Genomic DNA, 19722 nt, shown 5'->3' on the forward strand with positions numbered 1-19722 from the left:
CGTGAATAATTTCTTGCCCATCACTGACGGGCTAAATCAAGTGCTAAATCCACTGCGACATGTAAGCTTGATGCTTTCGCCTGTCCAGTGCCTGCAAGAGAAAGTGCTGTGCCATGATCGACCGAAGTCCGAATAAATGGCAAGCCTAATGTAATGTTAACTGCTTCACCAAAGCCTTGTGATTTTAACACAGGTAGGCCCTGATCGTGATACATCGCTAAAACAGCATCAGCATCTTTTAGATTTTCTGGGGTAAATAAGGTATCTGCGGGTAAACTGAGGCTCATGTTAATCCCCTGCGCGCGATAACTTTCCAACACTGGATTGATCACCTCAATTTCTTCCCGACCTAAATAGCCATCCTCACCTGCATGCGGATTCAGACCACACACTAAAATACGTGGTGCAGCGATTTTAAATTTGGTTTTTAAATCATGAATTAAAATATCAATGACTTGCTGTAGGCGCTCTGTGGTAATGGCATCAGGCACATCACGCAAGGCTAAGTGTGTCGTCGCTAAGGCAACCCTTAATGTTTTCGTTGCCAGCATCATCACCACACGATCAATACCTGCAAACTCTTGGTAATATTCAGTATGTCCGCTAAATGCGATGCCCGCGTCATTAATAATTGATTTTTGTACAGGTGCTGTAGCCACACCCACACTCTGTCCAGACATCGCACAATCGGCTGAACGACGTAATTGTTCCAATACATAAGCCGCATTGACTGAATCTAATTGTCCCAACACAACAGGTTTAGCTAAAGGCACATGTTCAACAAAAAGTTGTCCCTGAAAACTAGATTCAGCCTGTCCTTGATAAGCAATCAGTTCAACATCAATACCTAAAAGATTGGCGCGTTGCTGCAACATTTGCATATCAGCCAAAATAACAATGGGCCGTTCATCTACACGCTCTGCCAAACTCAGACAGATGTCTGGGCCAATTCCTGCAGGTTCGCCTGAAGTGACATATAAAGGGAGCATAAGTATCGCCAATCTTTTTGATTACCTCTAGTGTAACCAAAATCTAAAACGAGCTATAGCCCTTCATTTTTTATAATTTACTTTACTTCGGGATTTGTTGTCGCTTTGGGTAAGTTTTGTGGCACTAGATTCGAAGGTACAAACTCGACCTTGCGTGTCCAAGGATTAATCTTGGGCTGTACTTTCTTCTCAGCCTGTACGATCACTGCTTCTTCTTTTTTCTCAGGGACTGCTACAGCACTCGCGGATTTATCTGCCAATGGGTTGCTAACAGTTTCTTTCTTTTCAGCCACTTGTACAACTTGAGTCTCTTTCTTCTCCACAGGAGTTGGCGCAACCACTACACTGACTGGGCGTATATATGGTGCTGCGATTGATCCTTGTTTGACAACCGTTTGTGTGGTTGGTTGCTGAACAGGCTGTGCCGTTGTATTGGTCGCTTGCCCTTGTAAATTCATCTGATCGACAGGAATTTCAATCGCTTTCATTTCTGCAGTCACAGCCATCGAAGGGTCAACATGATCGTTGCCACGACTTTCCAGCACCTCAAGCTTACGACTGGTGCCCTCTTTGGGCTGAAATTCTGAATAATTGGTGACGCTGGTCTGATCTACCCATTTATAAAGTCGTCGTGCATTGGTTTGTGTTGAACAAACGCCAATTAATAATGTGACTACAACAATTTTTGTAGAAAACGACAACTTCATCAAATTCCCCGAGAGAAGAGGTAAATACTTCTATTTATTTCAAATAATTGGAATAAAAATGATAGGGTAAATCCAGCCCCCTCACAAGACAAATAATGTGCTATTTCATTCAGTGTGCGTTAATTCCCAAACCAGTCACATTGCAGCAAATTCTGGCATTTCCGGCTAATTTTTCTTGTGTGCTTTTATAAACTCATGTAGAATTCGGTCTCCTTTTGTTTGGACAGATTTCATCGTCCAAACCAACTATAATAGGTAGTGGTTTAAATGAAAACTCTCAGCGCTAAGCCAGCTGAAGTTCAACACGACTGGTATGTTGTTGATGCTTCTGGCAAAACTTTAGGTCGCCTTGCGACTGAAATCGCTCGTCGTTTACGCGGTAAGCACAAAACTTCTTATACTCCTCACGTTGACACAGGCGACTACATCGTTGTAATCAATGCTGAACACGTTCAAGTGACTGGTAAAAAAGCGCTTGATAAGAAATATTATCGCCATACTGGTTTCCCTGGTGGTATCCGTGAGACTAACTTCGAGAAGTTAATTGCTCACAAACCTGAAGCAGTTTTAGAAAAAGCTGTTAAAGGTATGTTACCAAAAGGTCCTCTTGGTTATGCAATGATCAAAAAAATGAAAGTGTACGCTGGTACTGAGCATCCTCATACTGCTCAACAGCCACAAGTTTTGGACATCTAAGGGATACAGCACATGGCTACTAATTATGGTACAGGTCGCCGTAAGACCGCAACTGCACGTGTTTTCTTATCAGCTGGTACAGGTAAACTCGTAATTAACAACCGTACGCTTGAGCAATATTTCGGTCGTGAAACTGCTCGTATGGTTGTGCGTCAGCCTTTAGAGCTTTTAGAAGTTACTGAAAAATTTGACCTTTACATCACTGTTAAAGGTGGTGGTATCGGTGGTCAAGCAGGCGCTATCCGTCACGGTATTACTCGTGCATTGATCGCTGCTGACGAAAACTTAAAACCTGCTCTTCGTCAAGCTGGTTTCGTTACTCGTGATGCTCGTGAAGTTGAACGTAAGAAACTTGGTTTACGTAAAGCTCGTAAACGTCCTCAATTCTCTAAACGTTAATCGTTTTACGAATCGGACAAAAAACCTCGGAATTTTCCGAGGTTTTTTTTATTGCCTGCTTTTGGTCATTTCTTTTTAGAACAATCCATGATCGCATCACCAGTACCATCGGCAGAAGCAAACTCAGTGACCTTACAGCCATTCTGAGTATAGGTCTTGCTCACTTTAGAAAATTGATGATCTTTCGGGATCGGTGCATTACACGGTTGACCTGTTTTTTCATGAACCATCTGGACTGGACCATCATTGTAAATAGTGACCTGACAACCTTTCACGACATATTGTTTTTTGATCCCCCCATATTGTTGCCCACTATCGTCATCAGCCGCATCAGCAATCACTGCATCAGCAGCGGCCTCACTCTCTACTGATGAGACATTGTCCTGCTCAGATCCTGTAGGCGAGCTAGCACAACCAGCCAGTAACAACGCTCCACACAAAACAATCAGGTAATCTCGCTTCATTCTATTTTCCCTCTTTGAACTTATTGAATCATAAATCTATTCTGTAACATGTATATTGTTCAGCTTTAAGTGATTTCCAACGTTAATTTTAGTATTCTAAACAGTCAACCATAATTTTTTGGACTTATGTCTTTAGAAAATCCCCCAACCCCTGTCCAAGGCATTACGCTTTATAGTCATGCAGATGATTTCCGCTCACACTGGATTCGTTTTTTACTTGCTGAAAAACAAATCAAATACCAACTGATTATTACAGATCATGAGGATGAGGATTTAGCTGATCTCAATCCCTACAATCAACTTCCAATGTTGATTGAACAAAACCTAAAGCTATTTTCAGCCAATGTCATTGCTGAATATTTAGATGATCGCTATCGTCAAAATAAACTCTATGCCGATGCACCAATGGCACGAGCAGAACAACGGCAATATATTTGGCGTTTTGAACAAGATTGGTTCAAATTAGCCGATCACATGTTGAGACACACAGATACATTGGACGCTAAGCAAAAACAACAGGCGCAGAAAGAACTTAGAGATACGCTGATTTCACTCACTCCCCTATTTCAACATTTTCCATTTTTTATGTCGGAAACTTTTTCAATTTTAGATTGTATGCTCGCTCCAATCTTCCTAAGGCTAAAAAGTATGGGGGTTGAACTCCCTGCACAACACTGTCGACCTATATTCTTGTATTGCCATCGTATCTTTAGCCGACCATCGTTCATTAAATCAATGACAGCTCAAGAAAAAAACAGCTACAATGAATTGATTTCTACGATTTAATAAGTTTTTCAATTATGTCTGAGCAAATAACTTTTACACCTACACGCCCATATCTTGCTCGTGCCATTTATGAATGGATTTGCGATAACCAACTGACACCATATTTATTGGTGGATGCGACGCAACCCCATACTGATGTTCCCTTACAATTTGTGAAGGATGGTCAAATTGTCTTAAATCTTGCTCCACATGCCATTCATCAGCTACATATGAGTAATGAAGCGATTACCTTCTCTGCTCGCTTCGGTGGCGTTGCAAAAGAAATTTATGTGCCGATTCGTGCTGTATTAGGTATTTACGCAAGAGAAAATGGTCAAGGCTTGTTTTTTGATGCTTCTGAATATGCAGAAATCGAAGACTCTACAGCAGCATCAATCCATGAAACAAAGCAAGAAACTGAACCAACGAAAAAGAAACCTTCACTAAGAATTTTAGATTAAGCGAGGATCGTCACGATGGCATTTGATTTAGTTCAATATTTTTCTGAACAAATAAAAATTCAAAAACCACAACTTTTTGGTCAATATTCTCTTAAAGAAAAACAAACATATATTGATGAAGTAAACGTGTTGGCACTCGGACAATTGATTAGTCTCTGGAAACAGAATCCACAGAAACTCTATCAAGAAGTCCATACTGCCGATCCTCTTTACATTCAAGAGGTTGCTCGCCATCTCACAACCTCAGCTCATAATCAATCGTCACTTAAAGCAACCGAATTGGAAAAAAGCCTGTCAGATGTACTGGCCTTACAATTAACTGAATTGAAACAGCTTGATCAGACTGGTAGCTTTGGGCAAACAGGGCTAACAGAACTTTTATTGGGTCAGATTGAGCATCTATCTGGACAAGCAGAAGACTGGGTTTGGTCAACCAATCAACTCACCGAATTACTCGGCTCGAAGCCAGTTATTCAGCAAGAAGTATCACTTGAAGCGACGATGCAAGAATTCAATCAAATGGTTCATCAAGCACAACCCGTTGCGCATGATGATGAGCCTACGATCGAAGTCGAAATTCCAGAAACTCCAACTTGGGCCTATATTGTTTCGCCTTTCGTGGCATTGGTCATTCTGATCTTTTTGTATTGTTCATATTGCCAATTGGTTTCCGTTTAAACTCACCATTTAAATGGTAAAGAAAGCACGATTGCTTTCTTTATCATAGACTTATTATTAATTTAATTTTATTTAAAAAATCAATGTACCTATATTAATCAAAAATAATTTACATTTATTTACAATCAAAGCAGGTATTTAAAACCCGATATTAATGTGAATAAAATCACACTAAAAATAAAATCCAATCCTTAATTAGTATTTTTATTTGTTTGTTTGACAAAAATTGTCAATTATTAGCAAATCGGTCAATTCAATTATTTTAAAGTATGATTGATTTAATAAAAGAGTTTCCTATAATGAGATTAACTACTTTTGAAAACTAATCAAAAACAGAAGTGGCGAATATAACTTCATAAACAAAGATGTATTAGTAGAGATAAAATCATGGCTAAAATTTCATTAGAAAGCTTAACAAATATTGATGGGTTCGTTGCAGCAGCATTAGTAGATACAGAGAGTGGTTTGGCGCTAGCAACTCAAGGTGGGGGTTCAATCGACTTAGAATTGGCAGCTGCGGGTAATACCGAAGTTATTCGAGCAAAACGCCGTGTAGCTAACTCACTAAAACTGAACGATGACATCGAAGATATTCTGATCACACTGGGCAAGGCATACCACTTAATCCGTCCATTAGAAAGCAATGGCAACTTATTCCTTTATCTCGTATTAGACCGCAGTAAATCGAACCTTGCGATGGCTCGCCACGAATTAAAAACATTTGAAAAAGAATTAGACTTTGCTTAATTCTAAATTTCAAAATACTTAATATATTAGACTTCTTGTATATTTAATATTTTCATCATAAGAAAATATAAATATGCAAGCGGTCTATTATTAGTCTTTAGCATTAGACTAATTTTGTGCAGTCCAATATTTTATAAAATATTAAAGTGATACTATGAATGGACATTGCATTAATATCGCAATTTCAGGTATAAGTTTAAAAGTTTCAGATGAGTTAAAAATAGAACTTAGAAAAACAATACCTCATGAATTTGGCATTAATTGGATCAATATTGCCGATCCCAATATCGACTTATTATTAATAAATGAAAATTTTTTTGAAACCGAAGGTATTCAACGTATTTTAGAACAAAAACAACTTCCCTGCTTAAAAATTTCAAAAGGAGAAGGCTCACAACATATAGAAGAACACAATACGCTTTACTTGCCTTTTCAGCATACTGATGCATTAAAAAACTGGATTCATCTTCGCCTTTTAAGTTATATCACCCATCAACAGGCGCAACAACCGAAGATCGAATCAACCTCTACACATAATGCCATCAATGAAAAGTATTTAACCGACATGTTAAATCCTGAAAATGCCCGTCTACATTTGTTTGATGATCACGGTACTTTGGCCATTATTGATACGCGGAGTCAAATTGCATGGCTAGAACCAACCCGCACCCACACGCAAACTAACCATAGTTTTAAATATGAATTTGCGACCACCTCAAACTTCACTAAAGTTTCTCGCAAAGTTGAATATAACCTGCAAGATTGGTTATGGAACCTGTTCTGGCATTCACTCGAGTTTCAGCGTTTAGCGCCAAATGAAAATGAATACTACAAAATTGAATATTGGCCACAGCCAGCTCAAGGCACTGACCGTAAAACCACTTTATTGCTTTCTGCTTGCTTTATACAAGGAGCCCAACTCTATCAAGTTGCAACACAATTAAAACTTCCTATTCAAACGGTTCAACAATTTATCGCTGCCTGCATTATTTCTGACAATGGCGGCATTATCCCTGCTTCAGAAAGTCATTACCTACGAATTGAAAAGACTGAACAAACAATTGAACAACAAGGCTTTTTAAATAAATTTTTCGGCAAGATCAGACGCCGCTTTGGGCTTTAAGGATTGATATGATTCTCCAACAATATAAAATTGTATTTGCAGGAAGCATGGGCGCAGGTAAAACCGAAGCAATCAAATCGCTTTCAGAAATTCCTGTCCTCGCGACCGAAGCATTCAATACAGATAGTCAGGCCCATAATAAAATGCAAACTACGGTGGGTATTGATTATGGTGAGATTACTTTAGATGACGGTGTAAAAGTAGGCTTATATGGCACCCCAGGCCAATCACGCTTTGATTTTATTTGGCCTGTGATTTGCCAAGGCGCTTTGGGCGTTATTTTATTGGTTGACCACAACAGTAAAGTACCGATCGAAGAACTTGAAGGGTATTTGGATACCTTTAAGGACTATACCCAAAATATTTCAATCGGCATCACCCACGTGGATGAAAACAAGGGGCAACCAACCACGATTTATCGCGAGTGGTTAATTCAAAATGACTACCAATATCCCTTATTTTTTATTGATGCCCGTAAACAAGAACATATTTTGCTGATGATTGAATCTCTCATAGCAGCATTAGAAGTCAATTTAAAAGCAACAAACTAATTACTTTATAAAGAGAAGAATTATGTTCAGTATTCCTAGTCAGCAACGTACAGCACCCAAAGAGCTGATTCAGTTTGCTAAAGCGCAGGCCAACGATATTTTAACCAATATCCGAGGCGTCGATTATATTATGCTCTGCTCTACGGATGGCTTTGAGCTTGCCTCCATTTACAAGAAGAATCCTTATAACAGCACCAAACTGGCAGCTGTCAGTAGTTCAATCTTGGCAATGGTCACCGCTTTTCTCAATGAAATCCAGTTGACAGGCTGCCAAAGTATTACCTTGGATGCTGAAAATGGTAAGGCCATTCTGACCTCAATCCCTGCCCCTCATCATCCCATGGTCATGGTGACTTTAAGTAATAAAGATGTCTTGTTAGGACAACTGCTCTATAGTTTGAAACAAACCAGCAGTGCAATCGTCGACGCTGACCAAGCTTAATTTTTCTCATCATAAAATCTGACAGGCATCGCAAGCTTGTCAGATTTTGTTCATTTATAGCCCCTATCATAAATAGATTACTTTTCAATTTTCTTTTTTGAATCATTACTTTTCCTATATTTCACTAAATAACTATCCCAATCTGTTTAAAAATCCCTATTTCAGCCAAAAATATGGAATAAAATATTGTTTTTTAAAACATCAGATGAGCGGTTAGAAATTTAAATGATTTAGCAATATTTTTTCATTATTATAATTTTCGAACAAATAACAATCATAAAATTTTCACAAATGAATAATTTCAACAATGAAAGATTGTATTTGTTCAAACATTATTAAGCACTATGGAGAGATAAAGATGAAGCTGAAGAGCTTAAAACTAGGCGCAGGGGTCGCGCTCTTAATCAGTGGTTTTTCTACCCAACAGACCTTGGCTGATTCCTACGTGTTTGTGACCAATACCACGCCACAAACCGTATCAATACAAGTCAATCAAACTGGGGCAAGCTTACAGCAAGGCAATGAATGGGCACAGGAAGCGACTCAACTTGCACCCTACGAGACCAAACGGGTGTTACGTATCAACCGTTATACTGGGATCAAATCTGGTAAAACCTATAACTTTGATACCGTTCTCAGCAGTGGCAATTCACAAGTCACTTTAAAACAAACCATGACGGGAACTTGGTCGGGTAGTAATATTAAACATGGTATTCAAACGACGACTACAATATCACCTTGGTATTCAGATCGTGATGTACATCGTATTAGCACAACTTATGGCGGTTTATCTGCACAAGCAGCAGTAAAAGCTGAGTACACGGGGGGCTATGATGATTTCCACTACACCATTCATCAAAACACACTTCAAGAGCCTGTTTCAGCCAGTGCCGATGAGCTCAAGGTTCTGACTTACAATATTTATGCCCTGCCGATGGTGGCGAGTAAAATCAGCGAACGCTTGGCTGAATTACCAAATCATTTAAACGGTTACGATGTGATTATGATGCAAGAAGCCTTTGCTTCATCGCGTACAGGCATGTTGAATCAACTGGCACAACAGTACCCATATCAAACTCATATTCCAGTCGGTTCTGGTTATAACTTATTTGATAGTGGTTTGGTGATTGTGAGCCGTTATCCAATCGTCAAAACTGCACAATTGATTTATCCAGACTGTACAGGAACTGATTGTTTTGCGGATAAAGGTGTGTTGTATGCGGAAATCATTAAGAATGGTAAGGCGTATCATGTGACCTCTACGCATACCGCTTCTTTTGATACCGATGCAGCACGCGCATTGCGTCAGGTTCAATTCAAACAAATTCGCCAATTGGTAAATCAACAAAATATCCCAAGTTTTGATGCGGTACTCATGGGCGGTGATTTCAATGTCAATAAACTGTTATGGCCGCAAGATTATCAAGACATGTTAACCAATCTGAATGCGACCGCAGCACCAAGCACAGGTTATACTGAATCGACCTTTGACCCACGCGTGAATAAGTTGGCTGGAGCAGCAGGTTCAGGTGGTGCAACCGTCGAATATCTAGACTATGTCGTGGCATCAAATAACCACCGTCAACCGACTCAGTCTCGTAACGATGTGCGTATCTTACGCACCACAGCGGACCCACTGTATATGACTTGGGATCTTTCAGATCACTTCCCTGTGATGGGGCAATTTAATTACGGCCCATAAACGGAATTCGGTATGAATAAAAGACTATTGCTAACAATGCTTATTGTTGTCGTGGTCTTGGTTGGGATTGTAGTTTGGAAGAGCACTGCCTCTTCCGCTGCAATTCAGCAAACCAAATCCACCGCATCATCTCAAGATTCATCAACACAGGTGAGTAATGAAGGCATGCCAAACAAAACCAAGGACGAAGTTTTTCAAGAGTCTCTTTTAAAACAATTAAAAACACTACAACAGCAACCCGGCAATATCACCGAGTTTCTCAATGATTTTAAAGCCAACTGTCCTGTATCCGACTGTAATGCGGCTTTAGCAAAAGCTTTAGCTCATTATCCAGATCAAAACTTTGCACATTTGGTGGAAAATCTAATAAAACGTATGCCGCAATATGAACAACAGATGCAAAACACGGTGCTATCGACGTCGTTATCGCCAAAAGAACGCTTTGATGCCTTGTGGAAGCTAAGAGAACAAATCTTGGGACAAGCCGAAGCGATGCTGGGTTTTGGGCAAGAGCGTGGCTATGCAGATTATCGGTTTGCCTACAATGATTTAGCGCAGAATCAAAAACTTAGTGCTGAACAACGCTTAAAAGCATTTGAGCAGCTGCAGAAACAATACCCTGATGCAACTCAACAAGAAAATAAAATGGGGCTTTATGAACAAGCGCTCGGTTTAATCAATCAAGGACAACATAGCCCTGCTGAAACGCAACGCTTAAAACAAATGTTACAACAGCGTTATCTGACGGAGCAGCAACGCCAAGAAGTTCAGCAAAGAGAACAACGTGAAGTTCAACAGCAGCAGCAAGTCGATCAATATCAGCTGGCTGTGCAACAATTGCAGCAAGAGATGGAGCCATTAAAAACGCAACTGCCAAATGAAGAATGGCAAAAGCAATATCAAAGCCGTTTAGAAAGTCTACGTCTAAAAATGTTCTCTTAACACACGGAACTCGACAGAGATCGGCCTAAATTCATAGCTCACCTCTGATACAAAATTAGCCGACCATTTAAATAAACGATGCGTCGGCTAAAAATAAGAATGATCCTTTTTAAACCACTCATTCCTTATTTGACAAAGAACATGCATTCCCGCTAAATAAGCCATTCAATCACTTCAAGATCACGATGTGGCATGAACAGCTTAAAAAATGATAACGCTGGTTGGAGTGGTCAAGCAGCAATTGCTTTGGGGATTGGTGTTTTTCTTGGACAATCAGGAAATAATCACCCTCACCACCACTATGCACATCAAATCACCATGTCATTGAATGCAGATCAACCCGTGCAAGTAATTGCTAATGGTCAACTTTATCGAGCACCGACTTTATTCATTCCCGCCAAGCTAAAGCATCAACTTATAACTGGCGACTATCTGTCGCTTTACATTGACACCTGTCATGCGCTCACAGCCAAGTTCAATCTAGAATTTCACGCACCTACACAAGTAGGTGAAGTATCAATCGATCTACAACAACAGTTGCAACACAGCTTTCATTCGCAGATACCGCTCAATCATGGCTTAGCCGATTTCTTAAAAAATACACAGCTGAGCAATTCGGCTCCACATCGTAATCCACAGAAGCTTGAATACATTCTAGCGTTGCTTTATCAGGGTGTTTTGCAATCCAATATCCCTGATCGCCAATCTTTAGCGCAAGTTGTAGGTTTATCTGAAAGTCGTTTTTCGCACTGGTTTCGTGAACAAGTAGGACTACCCTTGCGCAGCTATCGTAAATGGTTACGTCTCATGTGTGGATTAACTCAAATGCAAAATGGACGTGCATTAACGGATACCGCTCATCAAGCTGATTTTGCTGATCAGGCGCATTTCACACGAACTTGTATTGAATTACTGGGGGTCCGACCATCGGAACTGAGCCAGATGCAGGGGCAGATTCTCTTTATTGAATAAATAGCTGTTTTGTTCAATTCAGTGCTGCAATCGCACAGGCATAGTGACTGTTCATTGTTTTGGAACAATACACCATGCCGAAGTTAATTCAGTACCTCATTCGCTATAGCAGTTATCCCCTAATTATAGGGCTGAGTCTGTTTTTTTTATTGCCCGTTGCCGCGGGTGAGCTTAGCTATTGGCCTTATGTGCCCTGCATTGCAGCCATTGCGATTGGGCTGGTTGCTCTGCTTGAACAGATTCAACCTTATGAACAAACCTGGCTAACCGATCATGAAGATACAGGCGTTGATATCCTGCATGCCAGTTTTAGTATCGTCATGATTTTTATTACTGCTGAATGCATTACCTTATTTCGAAAGCTAATTGATGTAACTAGCTTTTGGCCAAGCACTCTACCGATCTGGCTACAATTACTGATTGTGGGTCTAGTCATCGATTTTGGCTTGTGGCTGATGCATTGGCTCAGTCATAAAAAACGTTTCCTATGGAAATTGCATGCCCTTCATCATAGCGCTGAACGATTATATTGGCTGAATGGTGAACGTCGTCATCCATTAAGTGCCATTCTGCTCGCAGCGCCTGGAATTATCTGTATTGCCTTAATCGGTGCACCCGCCAATCTGATTGGGACGTGGATGGGATTAACCGCAATTCATTTGGCTTTTCAGCATGCCAATCTGGATTATTCTGTAGGTGTTTTTAGACATTTACTGGGGGTTGCCGAAGTCCATCGCTGGCATCATAAATATGGTTTTGGTCGTAAAAACTTTGGTGAATTCTGGATGATCTGGGATCATCTGTTTGGGACGTATTACTATGAAAGCAAACCCGTGAAAGCAGGACAAGTCGGGTTAAAGACTGCGCTACCAAAGACTTATCTCAAACAAATACGTTGGCCATTTGCTAGAAAAAACCAATGAGACACCTAAATTAAAGGAAATCAGCGATGCATTACCCACAATATCAACAAGATCTGAATACTGCACTTGAATCAGAAATACTGGGTGAACTGATCTTTTTAAATGCAGCCAAACATACACGCTCAATTGAGCAACAACAAAAATGGCAAACGCTGGCCAAACTGGAAACCCAAACCCTGCACAAGTTACAGCAGTTCTTAAGTCAACAAGGTCAAACCGCCACAATTCGTCTGCATATTAAGTTACAGGCCAAGGCATCAGGCATTGCGATGGCTAAATTACCTTGGAAACTGGCCATGCATTTACTTAAGCAAGGTACACAACCGTTTATGGTCACTTTTGAACGGATGCAGCAACACGCAGATGCCAACACACAAGACTTTCTCCAGTATTTGTTGGCGCATGAACAAGCCTTAGCTGAATTTGCAACACAAGAATTACTGGGAAATTCAGAGCATTCTTTAAATGCTGTATTGCACTTATTAAAAAGCGAGGGCTAAGACCTCGCTTTTTGCTCTATTCTAATGTTGTCTTCAAGTCGTGCTGAGGTTTAATAACAATTGACGTTTTTTCACTTGTTGCCCGACTTGACCAATCAACTCCTCGACAACACCATCGACATCGGATTTGATTTGTTGCTGAATCTTCATCGCCTCAAGCACCAATAAGGTTTGTCCTTTTGTTACTGAATCTCCAACATTGACCAGCAAATTCACAATCGCACCGTCCATTGGTGCACGAATTTTACCATCACCCACCACCTCAGCCGCTTCTGGTGCTGCATAGGTGCTATTTTCAATCAATACATTGCCATTAGCTGCATCCAAATAGAGCTGATCCTGATCAATAACATAGGCGAGCTTGCGTCGAACACCTTCACAACTATAAACAATCTGCACATCACTGATGCTTACAATATTGATGGTTGCTTGTTGATCACATAACGTAACTTTGACCTGCTGCTGATCATTTTGCACATGCAACAAAATCTGCTGATCGGCATATTTCAGTTTCAGTGGAAACGGCATAGCAACACCCGTTTGCCAAGCCACTTGCTGCTGATTTTGCTGGGTAAACAGTGCTGCTGCCACGGCTAAGGTTTCAAGCGGCAAAGCTTGTTGGTGCAGGCTGACATCTTCTTGGAAGTGTTGCTGAATAAATGCGGTGTTGGTATCCCCAGCCACAATGATCGGATGGCGTAATAAATTGACAAGAAACTGCTTATTGCTATTCACACCAAGCAAGACACAATCATCAACCGCTTTGGCAAGCAGTCGAATCGCATCCTGACGGGTCTTGCCATAGGCAATCACTTTGGCCACCATCGGATCATAGAAGGGACTGATTTCACCGTGTTCTAGCATGCCATGATCAATACGGACATTCGGTAGAGTGCCATCAGCACCCGCTGCTTGCCAACGCAGTACTTTGCCTGTTTGTGGCAGGAAGTCCTGACGTGGATCTTCTGCATATAAACGGACTTCGATCGCATGTCCGTTTAAGGTCAACTGATGTTGTTGTAAAGGCAGGGTTTCGCCATTGGCAACACGCAATTGCCATTCCACCAAATCCAAGCCTGTGACCATTTCAGTGACTGGATGTTCGACTTGCAGACGCGTATTCATTTCCAAGAAATAGAATTCACCCGATTGATCGAGCAGAAACTCGACCGTGCCTGCCCCAACATAATCACACGCCTGTGCTGCCGCAACAGCAGCCTCGCCCATTTTCTGACGTAGTTCAGGTGTCATTACTGGACAAGGTGCTTCTTCGACGACTTTTTGATGACGGCGTTGAATCGAACAATCCCGTTCAAATAAATACACATAATTGCCATGTGTATCCCCAAAGACCTGAATCTCGACATGCCTTGGGGCAATCACCGCTTTCTCTAAGATCAACTCACCTGAACCAAAGGCATTTTCTGCTTCCGAACGCGCTGTTTTTAATGCGTCTAATACCTCAGCAGCATTTTGTACCAAACGCATGCCGCGCCCACCACCACCAGCTGATGCTTTGACCATTAAAGGATAACCAATCTTCTCAGCTTGTTGCGCTAGATAATCAAGGTCTTGCTGATCGCCTTCATAACCAGGCACACAAGGTACACCTGCTTGAATCATGGCAATTTTAGAAAGACGTTTACTGCCCATCAACTCGATGGCAGCAGCGGTCGGCCCAATAAAAGTGATGCCATGATCAAGACAAGCCTGAGCAAAGTCAGTATTTTCAGACAAAAATCCATAACCCGGATGGACCGCATCAGCTCCAGTCTTCTGACAGGCTGCAATAATATTGGCAATGGATAAATAAGATTCGGAAACTTTAGATGCACCGATATAAACCGCTTCATCCGCCACTTGCACATGACGGGCATTGGCATCTGCATCTGAATACACCGCAACCGTTTGATAGCCCATTGCTTTAGCTGTTTGCATCACACGAACAGCAATTTCACCACGGTTTGCCACTAAGACTTTTGAAAAACTCATTGTTTCATCTCTATTATTAAATTCCCCGTCCCCCTGCTAAAGGGTAAGCTCCCTTCTTTTTAAACAGGGATGAGGGAAATTTCAGTCAAACCAACTCGGATTACGTTTTTGAATAAAAGCCATGGTGCCTTCTTGTCCTTCTGCGCCACCGACAGCCTGAGCAAACTGTTGTGCCGCATCATCTAGCAGCTGCTCTAAAGGTTCATTCAGTGTCCGATGCAATAAAGCTTTGGTGGTACGGGAAGCCAATGGTGCAGCACGTTTAATCTGCTGAATGATCTCTGTAAGTTGTTGTTCAAGCTCAACATCATCTTGCGCAACTTGGTGAATAACACCTAAATCCAAAGCCGTCTTGCCATCAAAACGTAAGCCCAATAAAGCCAAACGACGGGCTTGAGTTAAACCAATTCGTTTCACCACAAAAGGCGCAATCTGTGCAGGTAAAATACCTAAACCTGTTTCAGGTAGGCCAAACTGTGCTGTATCACGGCTGATGGCAATATCTGAAACACAAGCCAGACCAAAACCGCCACCAAGTACAGCTCCTTCCAAAACAGCCACAACGGTTTGCGGTGCTTGATCCACTTGTTCAATCATGGCCCCAAAACGGCGATTAAAATCCACATAAGGCTGTAAGCTACCCGTATTGGCTGCTTCAACTCGTAATCCCGCCATATCCTTGATATCACCACCTGCACAGAAATGCCCACCTTGACCGCGTAAAATCACAGCGCGAATAGAGACATCATCGGTAATCTGGCTAAATACCTGTTGAATGGCAGTAACCATCTTTAAACTCATGGCATTACGACTTTCAGGACGATTCAGCCATAGCGTTAAAATACCGCCTTGCTGTTCGAGCTGAATGCTGTCATCTAACGCTAAGCCTGCAAGAGAAGTTGCAACTGTCATGCTTCTGCTCCTAGTTTTTCTGTTTCTTCGGCAGAATGTCGGTGAGCTTACAAATGATCCCCAACATGATTTCATCTGCGCCACCACCAATCGAACCTAAGCGACCATCACGGAACAGTTGCGATGCAGGGTTATCCCACATAAAACCATTACCACCCCAATATTGTAGACAGCTATCTGCCACTTCACGGCTTAATCGCCCTGCTTTCAGCTTCGCCATTGAGGCCATTAAAGTGACATCTTCACCCGCAATATGCTGTTCACAGGCTTGCAGCGTTAGGGCTTTTAATGCTGCGACTTCTGTCATCAGTTCAGCAAAACGGAAATGTACATACTGATTATGAATTAAAGGCTGACCAAACGTGGTTCGTTCTCTGGTGTAGTCAATAGTTTGCTGAATGACTTTTTCCATCCCCCCCACTGCATTGATACAGGCCCACATACGTTCCTCTTGGAACTGCATCATTTGCATCATAAAGCCCATGCCTTCCACCCCAACCAAGTTGCGTTGCGGTACTCGCACATTATCAAAGTAGACTTGTGCCGTGGTGGTGGAGCGCATCCCCAATTTATTTAAGGGTTCTGAAAAGCTGATCCCTGCCGTTTTTGCAGGAACAATAATCATGGATTTATTCACATGTGGCTTATCGTCAGAAGTATTGGCAAGTAAACAGAAGAAATCAGCTTGCAGTGAATTGGTGATCCACATCTTGCTGCCATTAATCACATAGTCATCACCATCTTTTTTTGCAGTCGTTTTGATGGCTGCCACGTCAGAACCCGCATGCACTTCCGAGACTGCAATCGAAGCGACATATTCACCACGAATCGCAGGGTTTAGAAATTCATCGCGCAGTTCTTTGCTACCAAAGCGTGCCAGTGCAGGCGTTGCCATATCAGTCTGTACGCCAATCGCTAGGGGTACCCCACCACAAGCAGCACGACCTAATTCTTCTGCCACCACAAGGTTGTACGAATAGTCGAGTCCTAAACCGCCATTTTCTTCAGGCTTACAAATCCCCAATAAACCCAAGTCCCCCATTTTCTTGAACACGTCATGAATCGGAAAACGGCCCACTTCTTCCCATTCTGGAATAAAAGGATTCAGCTCATTTTCAACAAACTGACGTGTGGTACGGCGTAAAGCATCATGTTCTGCGGTAAATTTCATTGTTTTTTTCCTTAAATTTAATCTCCCCTAACCCCTCTTTAATTAAAGAGGGGAACTCCTCCCTTTAAAAAGGGAGGTCGGGAGGGATTATTAAAATCTCGACACACCAAAACGTGTTGGATTTAATTCACGTTGTTGTGCTTCATAAATGGTTTGTAATAAAAATATCAATACTTTACGGGTATCTCTTGGGTCGATGATGCCATCGTCATGCAGCATTGCGGTATTAAATAAAGCCGTTGACTGTTGTTCCAATTTCATCGCTGTACTTTGTTCCAAGAAATCCAGCATCTGCGGATTCGGCTCCATCCCCGAGGCTTTTTGTTTGCCCTCAGCTACGATACGCAAGACTTTGCCCGCTTGTGCCGCGCCCATCACCGCCACATGTGAGTTTGGCCATGCAAAGATAAATTGCGGGGACAAACTACGACCACACATGGCATAGTTACCCGCGCCATAAGAGCCTGCCACCACAATAGAAATCTTGGCTACTGTCGTATTGGCCACTGCTTGGATCAGCTTGGAACCATGTTTAATAATCCCGTTCTGCTCTGCATCGGTTCCCACCATAAAGCCAGTGGTATTGTGCAGGAATAAAAGTGGGCGTTGGGTCTGCTCACACAGATGAATAAATTGTGCTGCTTTGGCTGCCCCTTGTGGGGTAATCGGCCCATTATTGGTAATAATGCCAATATGTAGTCCGCCCACTTTGGCCCAACCGCAAACAGTTAAGGCATCATATTCCTGCTTAAATTCGAGAAAATCCGAATCATCAATAATCCGTGCAATGATCTCTTTCATATCAAAAGGTTGCTTTGGATCTTGTGGAACAATGCCTAACAGCTCTTCAGCAGCATAACGTGGTTCTTTATAATTCTGATTGGATTGTGCAGTTTGCTCTTTCCAATTCAGATGCTCGAAAATCTCACGTGCTAAGCGAATCCCATCGGCATCATTTTCGGCAAGATATTCCGCCACACCTGAAACTTGGGTATGCATTTCTGCACCGCCCAGTTCTTCCGCAGTTGCCACCTCGCCTGTAGCTGCCAATAACAGTGGTGGGCCAGCCAATAACATTTCCGTTTGCTTGCGCACCGCAATCACATAATCAGACAAACCTGGTTGATAAGCACCACCCGCAGTTGCATTGCCATGCACCACCGCTACTTGTGGAATCCCTGCTGCGGATAGACGTGCCTGATTGGCAAAAGTCATACCGCCATAGGTAAATACTTCCGCGGCATAATTCAAGTTTGCGCCACCACTTTCAGTCAAGGTGACCATCGGCAACTTTTGCTCTAATGCGATCTTTTGCAGGCGTAGGGTTTTATGCACTCCCATCGGTGACATGGTGCCACCTTTGATGGCACTGTTACTGGCAGAAACCAGCGCACGTACACCGCTAACAAAACCGATGCCTGCAATCACCCCCCCACCTGCTTCGGAACCATCTTTATCGTCATGCATGTTGTAGCCCACCAGACCACATAGCTCGACAAAAGGTAAATCTGCATCTAACAGCAAACGAATACGTTCATGCGGCAAGATTTTGCCTTTCTTATCAAACTTGGGTTTTGCCGCATAAGATTTATCGATGCTTTTTTGCTGCACCGCACGCACTTCAGCCAACTGCGCTAATAATGCCTCTCGATTTTGCTGGTATTGTTCACTACCCACCGTAATTTCAGATCGAAGAATACTCATGTTTATTCTCCATCTGTTTTGAATATGTCAGGAATAAAAGCACGATGGAAACCATTAAAGGCTTCATTATTGGTCGCATCTGCCAGTGGGTACATGCGTGTACCTTGTGAAGCTGCCCCATCAATACGCAGGGTGACACCAGATACAAAAGCAGCAGCATCTGAAAGTAAATAGCAAATCGCTGAAGAGATTTCTGACTCGGTGCCCATCCGTTTTAATGGAACATTACTCGCTAAACTTGGAATAATGACTTTGGCAAAATCACCACTATAGTTATCCATGCCCGAAGAAATAATCCAGCCCGGTGCAACTGCATTAACACGTACCCCAGATTTACCCCATTCTACTGAAGCAGTTTTGGTCAGGTTATCAACACCCGAACGTGCTGCGCCTGAATGCCCCATTCCCGGCATACCTCCCCACATATCGGCAGTCATATTAACAATGCTACCACCATGCTTTGCCATCCACTGGTTATAAGCTTCACGCATCAAGTAAAAGGTAGAATGTAGGTTATTACGGACCACGGCATCAAAACCATTGGCAGAAATATTCTCTAATGCAGAAGGAAATTGTCCCCCCGCGTTATTGACTAAACCATCGAGCTTGCCAAATTTTTCCAGCACCTCAGCAATCATATTTTTGACTTGCTCTTCATCACGGTTATCACAGACGATGAAATGGACTTTGCCTCCATCTTCCAGAATTTCTTGGCTGACTTTTTCTAGTTTTTCAACTTTACGGCCTGTGATGATCACTTGTGCGCCTAAAGAAGCCAACTCATGTGCAGTACAACGGCCAATACCAGAACCACCACCAGTCACGATAATGACTTTGTCAGCAAATGCATCCGCCCTGAAAATTGATTGATAACCCATGTTT

General features: G+C 42.1%; 22 protein-coding genes. 14 read left to right on the forward strand and 8 right to left on the reverse strand.

The genetic code is table 11. The features are described 5' to 3' along the window. Positions 1-20: 20 nt before the first annotated feature. Together pdxA and A7P54_RS16975 are read right to left on the reverse strand one after the other, a co-directional pair. Positions 21-989, reverse strand: a complete 969-nt coding sequence (gene pdxA, locus A7P54_RS16970) for a 4-hydroxythreonine-4-phosphate dehydrogenase PdxA (protein WP_171550271.1) — start codon at positions 987-989, stop codon at positions 21-23. Between the two features lie 77 nt (positions 990-1066). Continuing rightward, positions 1067-1696 (reverse strand): hypothetical protein, encoded by a 630-nt coding sequence (locus tag A7P54_RS16975; protein ID WP_033134447.1) that lies wholly within the window; start codon positions 1694-1696, stop codon positions 1067-1069. Between the two features lie 267 nt (positions 1697-1963). On the opposite strand from A7P54_RS16975, the gene rplM reads away from it, so the two are divergent. Next, positions 1964-2392: a 50S ribosomal protein L13 gene (gene rplM / locus A7P54_RS16980; RefSeq protein ID WP_004802631.1), complete on the forward strand. Its 429-nt coding sequence runs from the start codon at positions 1964-1966 to the stop codon at positions 2390-2392. Positions 2393-2404: 12 nt separating this feature from the next. Continuing rightward, positions 2405-2791, forward strand: coding sequence for a 30S ribosomal protein S9 (gene rpsI, locus A7P54_RS16985; RefSeq protein WP_004775642.1), 387 nt, complete (start codon positions 2405-2407; stop codon positions 2789-2791). Positions 2792-2856: 65 nt separating this feature from the next. Here rpsI and A7P54_RS16990 read toward each other — a convergent pair whose 3' ends face one another. Next, on the reverse strand, positions 2857-3255 hold the full coding sequence (locus A7P54_RS16990; protein WP_171550272.1) for a hypothetical protein: 399 nt from the start codon (positions 3253-3255) through the stop codon (positions 2857-2859). 126 nt (positions 3256-3381) lie between these two features. Between A7P54_RS16990 and A7P54_RS16995 the strand changes: the two genes are divergently transcribed. The 12 genes from A7P54_RS16995 (at position 3382) to A7P54_RS17050 (ending at position 13061) form a co-directional block, all read left to right on the forward strand. Beyond that, positions 3382-4041 (forward strand): glutathione S-transferase N-terminal domain-containing protein, encoded by a 660-nt coding sequence (locus A7P54_RS16995; RefSeq protein ID WP_171550273.1) that lies wholly within the window; start codon positions 3382-3384, stop codon positions 4039-4041. 14 nt (positions 4042-4055) lie between these two features. Then, positions 4056-4481: a ClpXP protease specificity-enhancing factor gene (locus A7P54_RS17000; protein WP_171550274.1), complete on the forward strand. Its 426-nt coding sequence runs from the start codon at positions 4056-4058 to the stop codon at positions 4479-4481. Positions 4482-4496: 15 nt separating this feature from the next. Further along, entirely contained in the window at positions 4497-5159 is a 663-nt protein-coding gene (locus tag A7P54_RS17005; protein ID WP_171550275.1) for a hypothetical protein, read from the forward strand. A gap of 387 nt (positions 5160-5546) precedes the next feature. Next, a complete protein-coding gene (locus A7P54_RS17010) occupies positions 5547-5906 on the forward strand; it encodes a hypothetical protein (protein ID WP_004802620.1) in 360 nt (119 codons plus the stop codon). Positions 5907-6060: 154 nt separating this feature from the next. Continuing rightward, positions 6061-7029: a hypothetical protein gene (locus A7P54_RS17015; protein ID WP_004802619.1), complete on the forward strand. Its 969-nt coding sequence runs from the start codon at positions 6061-6063 to the stop codon at positions 7027-7029. An 8-nt stretch (positions 7030-7037) separates the two neighbouring features. Beyond that, positions 7038-7580: an ATP/GTP-binding protein gene (locus A7P54_RS17020; protein WP_004802616.1), complete on the forward strand. Its 543-nt coding sequence runs from the start codon at positions 7038-7040 to the stop codon at positions 7578-7580. A 22-nt stretch (positions 7581-7602) separates the two neighbouring features. Next, positions 7603-8022, forward strand: coding sequence for a roadblock/LC7 domain-containing protein (locus A7P54_RS17025; RefSeq protein ID WP_004652554.1), 420 nt, complete (start codon positions 7603-7605; stop codon positions 8020-8022). Positions 8023-8380: 358 nt separating this feature from the next. Continuing rightward, positions 8381-9724: a sphingomyelin phosphodiesterase gene (locus A7P54_RS17030; RefSeq protein ID WP_171550276.1), complete on the forward strand. Its 1344-nt coding sequence runs from the start codon at positions 8381-8383 to the stop codon at positions 9722-9724. A 12-nt stretch (positions 9725-9736) separates the two neighbouring features. Beyond that, complete coding sequence (locus tag A7P54_RS17035; RefSeq protein ID WP_171550277.1) at positions 9737-10666, forward strand: lipase secretion chaperone; 930 nt, start codon at positions 9737-9739, stop codon at positions 10664-10666. 192 nt (positions 10667-10858) lie between these two features. After that, positions 10859-11638 (forward strand): helix-turn-helix domain-containing protein, encoded by a 780-nt coding sequence (locus A7P54_RS17040; protein ID WP_171550278.1) that lies wholly within the window; start codon positions 10859-10861, stop codon positions 11636-11638. Positions 11639-11712: 74 nt separating this feature from the next. After that, positions 11713-12561 carry a sterol desaturase family protein gene (locus A7P54_RS17045; RefSeq protein ID WP_171550279.1) on the forward strand — a complete coding sequence of 283 codons (849 nt, stop codon included), beginning with the start codon at positions 11713-11715 and terminating at the stop codon, positions 12559-12561. A 26-nt stretch (positions 12562-12587) separates the two neighbouring features. Continuing rightward, positions 12588-13061, forward strand: a complete 474-nt coding sequence (locus tag A7P54_RS17050; protein ID WP_171550280.1) for a hypothetical protein — start codon at positions 12588-12590, stop codon at positions 13059-13061. 33 nt (positions 13062-13094) lie between these two features. On the opposite strand, the gene A7P54_RS17055 is transcribed toward A7P54_RS17050, so the two are convergent. From A7P54_RS17055 to A7P54_RS17075, 5 genes are all read right to left on the reverse strand, one after another. Continuing rightward, positions 13095-15053, reverse strand: coding sequence for an acetyl/propionyl/methylcrotonyl-CoA carboxylase subunit alpha (locus tag A7P54_RS17055; RefSeq protein ID WP_171550281.1), 1959 nt, complete (start codon positions 15051-15053; stop codon positions 13095-13097). A gap of 81 nt (positions 15054-15134) precedes the next feature. Next, positions 15135-15965, reverse strand: coding sequence for an enoyl-CoA hydratase-related protein (locus A7P54_RS17060; RefSeq protein WP_171550282.1), 831 nt, complete (start codon positions 15963-15965; stop codon positions 15135-15137). A 10-nt stretch (positions 15966-15975) separates the two neighbouring features. Further along, positions 15976-17136, reverse strand: a complete 1161-nt coding sequence (locus tag A7P54_RS17065) for an acyl-CoA dehydrogenase family protein (protein ID WP_171550283.1) — start codon at positions 17134-17136, stop codon at positions 15976-15978. 90 nt (positions 17137-17226) lie between these two features. Next, positions 17227-18840 carry a carboxyl transferase domain-containing protein gene (locus A7P54_RS17070; RefSeq protein WP_171550284.1) on the reverse strand — a complete coding sequence of 538 codons (1614 nt, stop codon included), beginning with the start codon at positions 18838-18840 and terminating at the stop codon, positions 17227-17229. Between the two features lie 2 nt (positions 18841-18842). Beyond that, a complete protein-coding gene (locus A7P54_RS17075) occupies positions 18843-19718 on the reverse strand; it encodes an SDR family oxidoreductase (RefSeq protein WP_004802601.1) in 876 nt (291 codons plus the stop codon). Positions 19719-19722: the final 4 nt, after the last annotated feature.

Origin of the sequence: Acinetobacter sp. Ac_3412, assembly GCF_013072675.1 — a bacterium.
Classification (GTDB): Bacteria; Pseudomonadota; Gammaproteobacteria; order Pseudomonadales; family Moraxellaceae; genus Acinetobacter; species Acinetobacter higginsii.

Excerpts from the sequence above, each read along its gene's own strand:
- A7P54_RS16975 (WP_033134447.1), bottom strand. The coding sequence starts at position 1,696 with ATGAAGTTGTCGTTTTCTACAAAAATTGTTGTAGTCACATTATTAATT.
- A7P54_RS17005 (WP_171550275.1), top strand. The coding sequence starts at position 4,497 with ATGGCATTTGATTTAGTTCAATATTTTTCTGAACAAATAAAAATTCAA.
- A7P54_RS17025 (WP_004652554.1), top strand. The coding sequence starts at position 7,603 with ATGTTCAGTATTCCTAGTCAGCAACGTACAGCACCCAAAGAGCTGATT.
- A7P54_RS17045 (WP_171550279.1), top strand. The coding sequence starts at position 11,713 with ATGCCGAAGTTAATTCAGTACCTCATTCGCTATAGCAGTTATCCCCTA.
- A7P54_RS16990 (WP_171550272.1), bottom strand. The coding sequence starts at position 3,255 with ATGAAGCGAGATTACCTGATTGTTTTGTGTGGAGCGTTGTTACTGGCT.
- rpsI (WP_004775642.1), top strand. The coding sequence starts at position 2,405 with ATGGCTACTAATTATGGTACAGGTCGCCGTAAGACCGCAACTGCACGT.
- A7P54_RS17055 (WP_171550281.1), bottom strand. The coding sequence starts at position 15,053 with ATGAGTTTTTCAAAAGTCTTAGTGGCAAACCGTGGTGAAATTGCTGTT.
- A7P54_RS17070 (WP_171550284.1), bottom strand. The coding sequence starts at position 18,840 with ATGAGTATTCTTCGATCTGAAATTACGGTGGGTAGTGAACAATACCAG.
- A7P54_RS17020 (WP_004802616.1), top strand. The coding sequence starts at position 7,038 with ATGATTCTCCAACAATATAAAATTGTATTTGCAGGAAGCATGGGCGCA.
- A7P54_RS17015 (WP_004802619.1), top strand. The coding sequence starts at position 6,061 with ATGAATGGACATTGCATTAATATCGCAATTTCAGGTATAAGTTTAAAA.
- A7P54_RS17075 (WP_004802601.1), bottom strand. The coding sequence starts at position 19,718 with ATGGGTTATCAATCAATTTTCAGGGCGGATGCATTTGCTGACAAAGTC.
- pdxA (WP_171550271.1), bottom strand. The coding sequence starts at position 989 with ATGCTCCCTTTATATGTCACTTCAGGCGAACCTGCAGGAATTGGCCCA.
- A7P54_RS16995 (WP_171550273.1), top strand. The coding sequence starts at position 3,382 with ATGTCTTTAGAAAATCCCCCAACCCCTGTCCAAGGCATTACGCTTTAT.
- A7P54_RS17010 (WP_004802620.1), top strand. The coding sequence starts at position 5,547 with ATGGCTAAAATTTCATTAGAAAGCTTAACAAATATTGATGGGTTCGTT.
- A7P54_RS17000 (WP_171550274.1), top strand. The coding sequence starts at position 4,056 with ATGTCTGAGCAAATAACTTTTACACCTACACGCCCATATCTTGCTCGT.
- rplM (WP_004802631.1), top strand. The coding sequence starts at position 1,964 with ATGAAAACTCTCAGCGCTAAGCCAGCTGAAGTTCAACACGACTGGTAT.
- A7P54_RS17035 (WP_171550277.1), top strand. The coding sequence starts at position 9,737 with ATGAATAAAAGACTATTGCTAACAATGCTTATTGTTGTCGTGGTCTTG.
- A7P54_RS17065 (WP_171550283.1), bottom strand. The coding sequence starts at position 17,136 with ATGAAATTTACCGCAGAACATGATGCTTTACGCCGTACCACACGTCAG.
- A7P54_RS17040 (WP_171550278.1), top strand. The coding sequence starts at position 10,859 with ATGAACAGCTTAAAAAATGATAACGCTGGTTGGAGTGGTCAAGCAGCA.
- A7P54_RS17060 (WP_171550282.1), bottom strand. The coding sequence starts at position 15,965 with ATGACAGTTGCAACTTCTCTTGCAGGCTTAGCGTTAGATGACAGCATT.
- A7P54_RS17050 (WP_171550280.1), top strand. The coding sequence starts at position 12,588 with ATGCATTACCCACAATATCAACAAGATCTGAATACTGCACTTGAATCA.
- A7P54_RS17030 (WP_171550276.1), top strand. The coding sequence starts at position 8,381 with ATGAAGCTGAAGAGCTTAAAACTAGGCGCAGGGGTCGCGCTCTTAATC.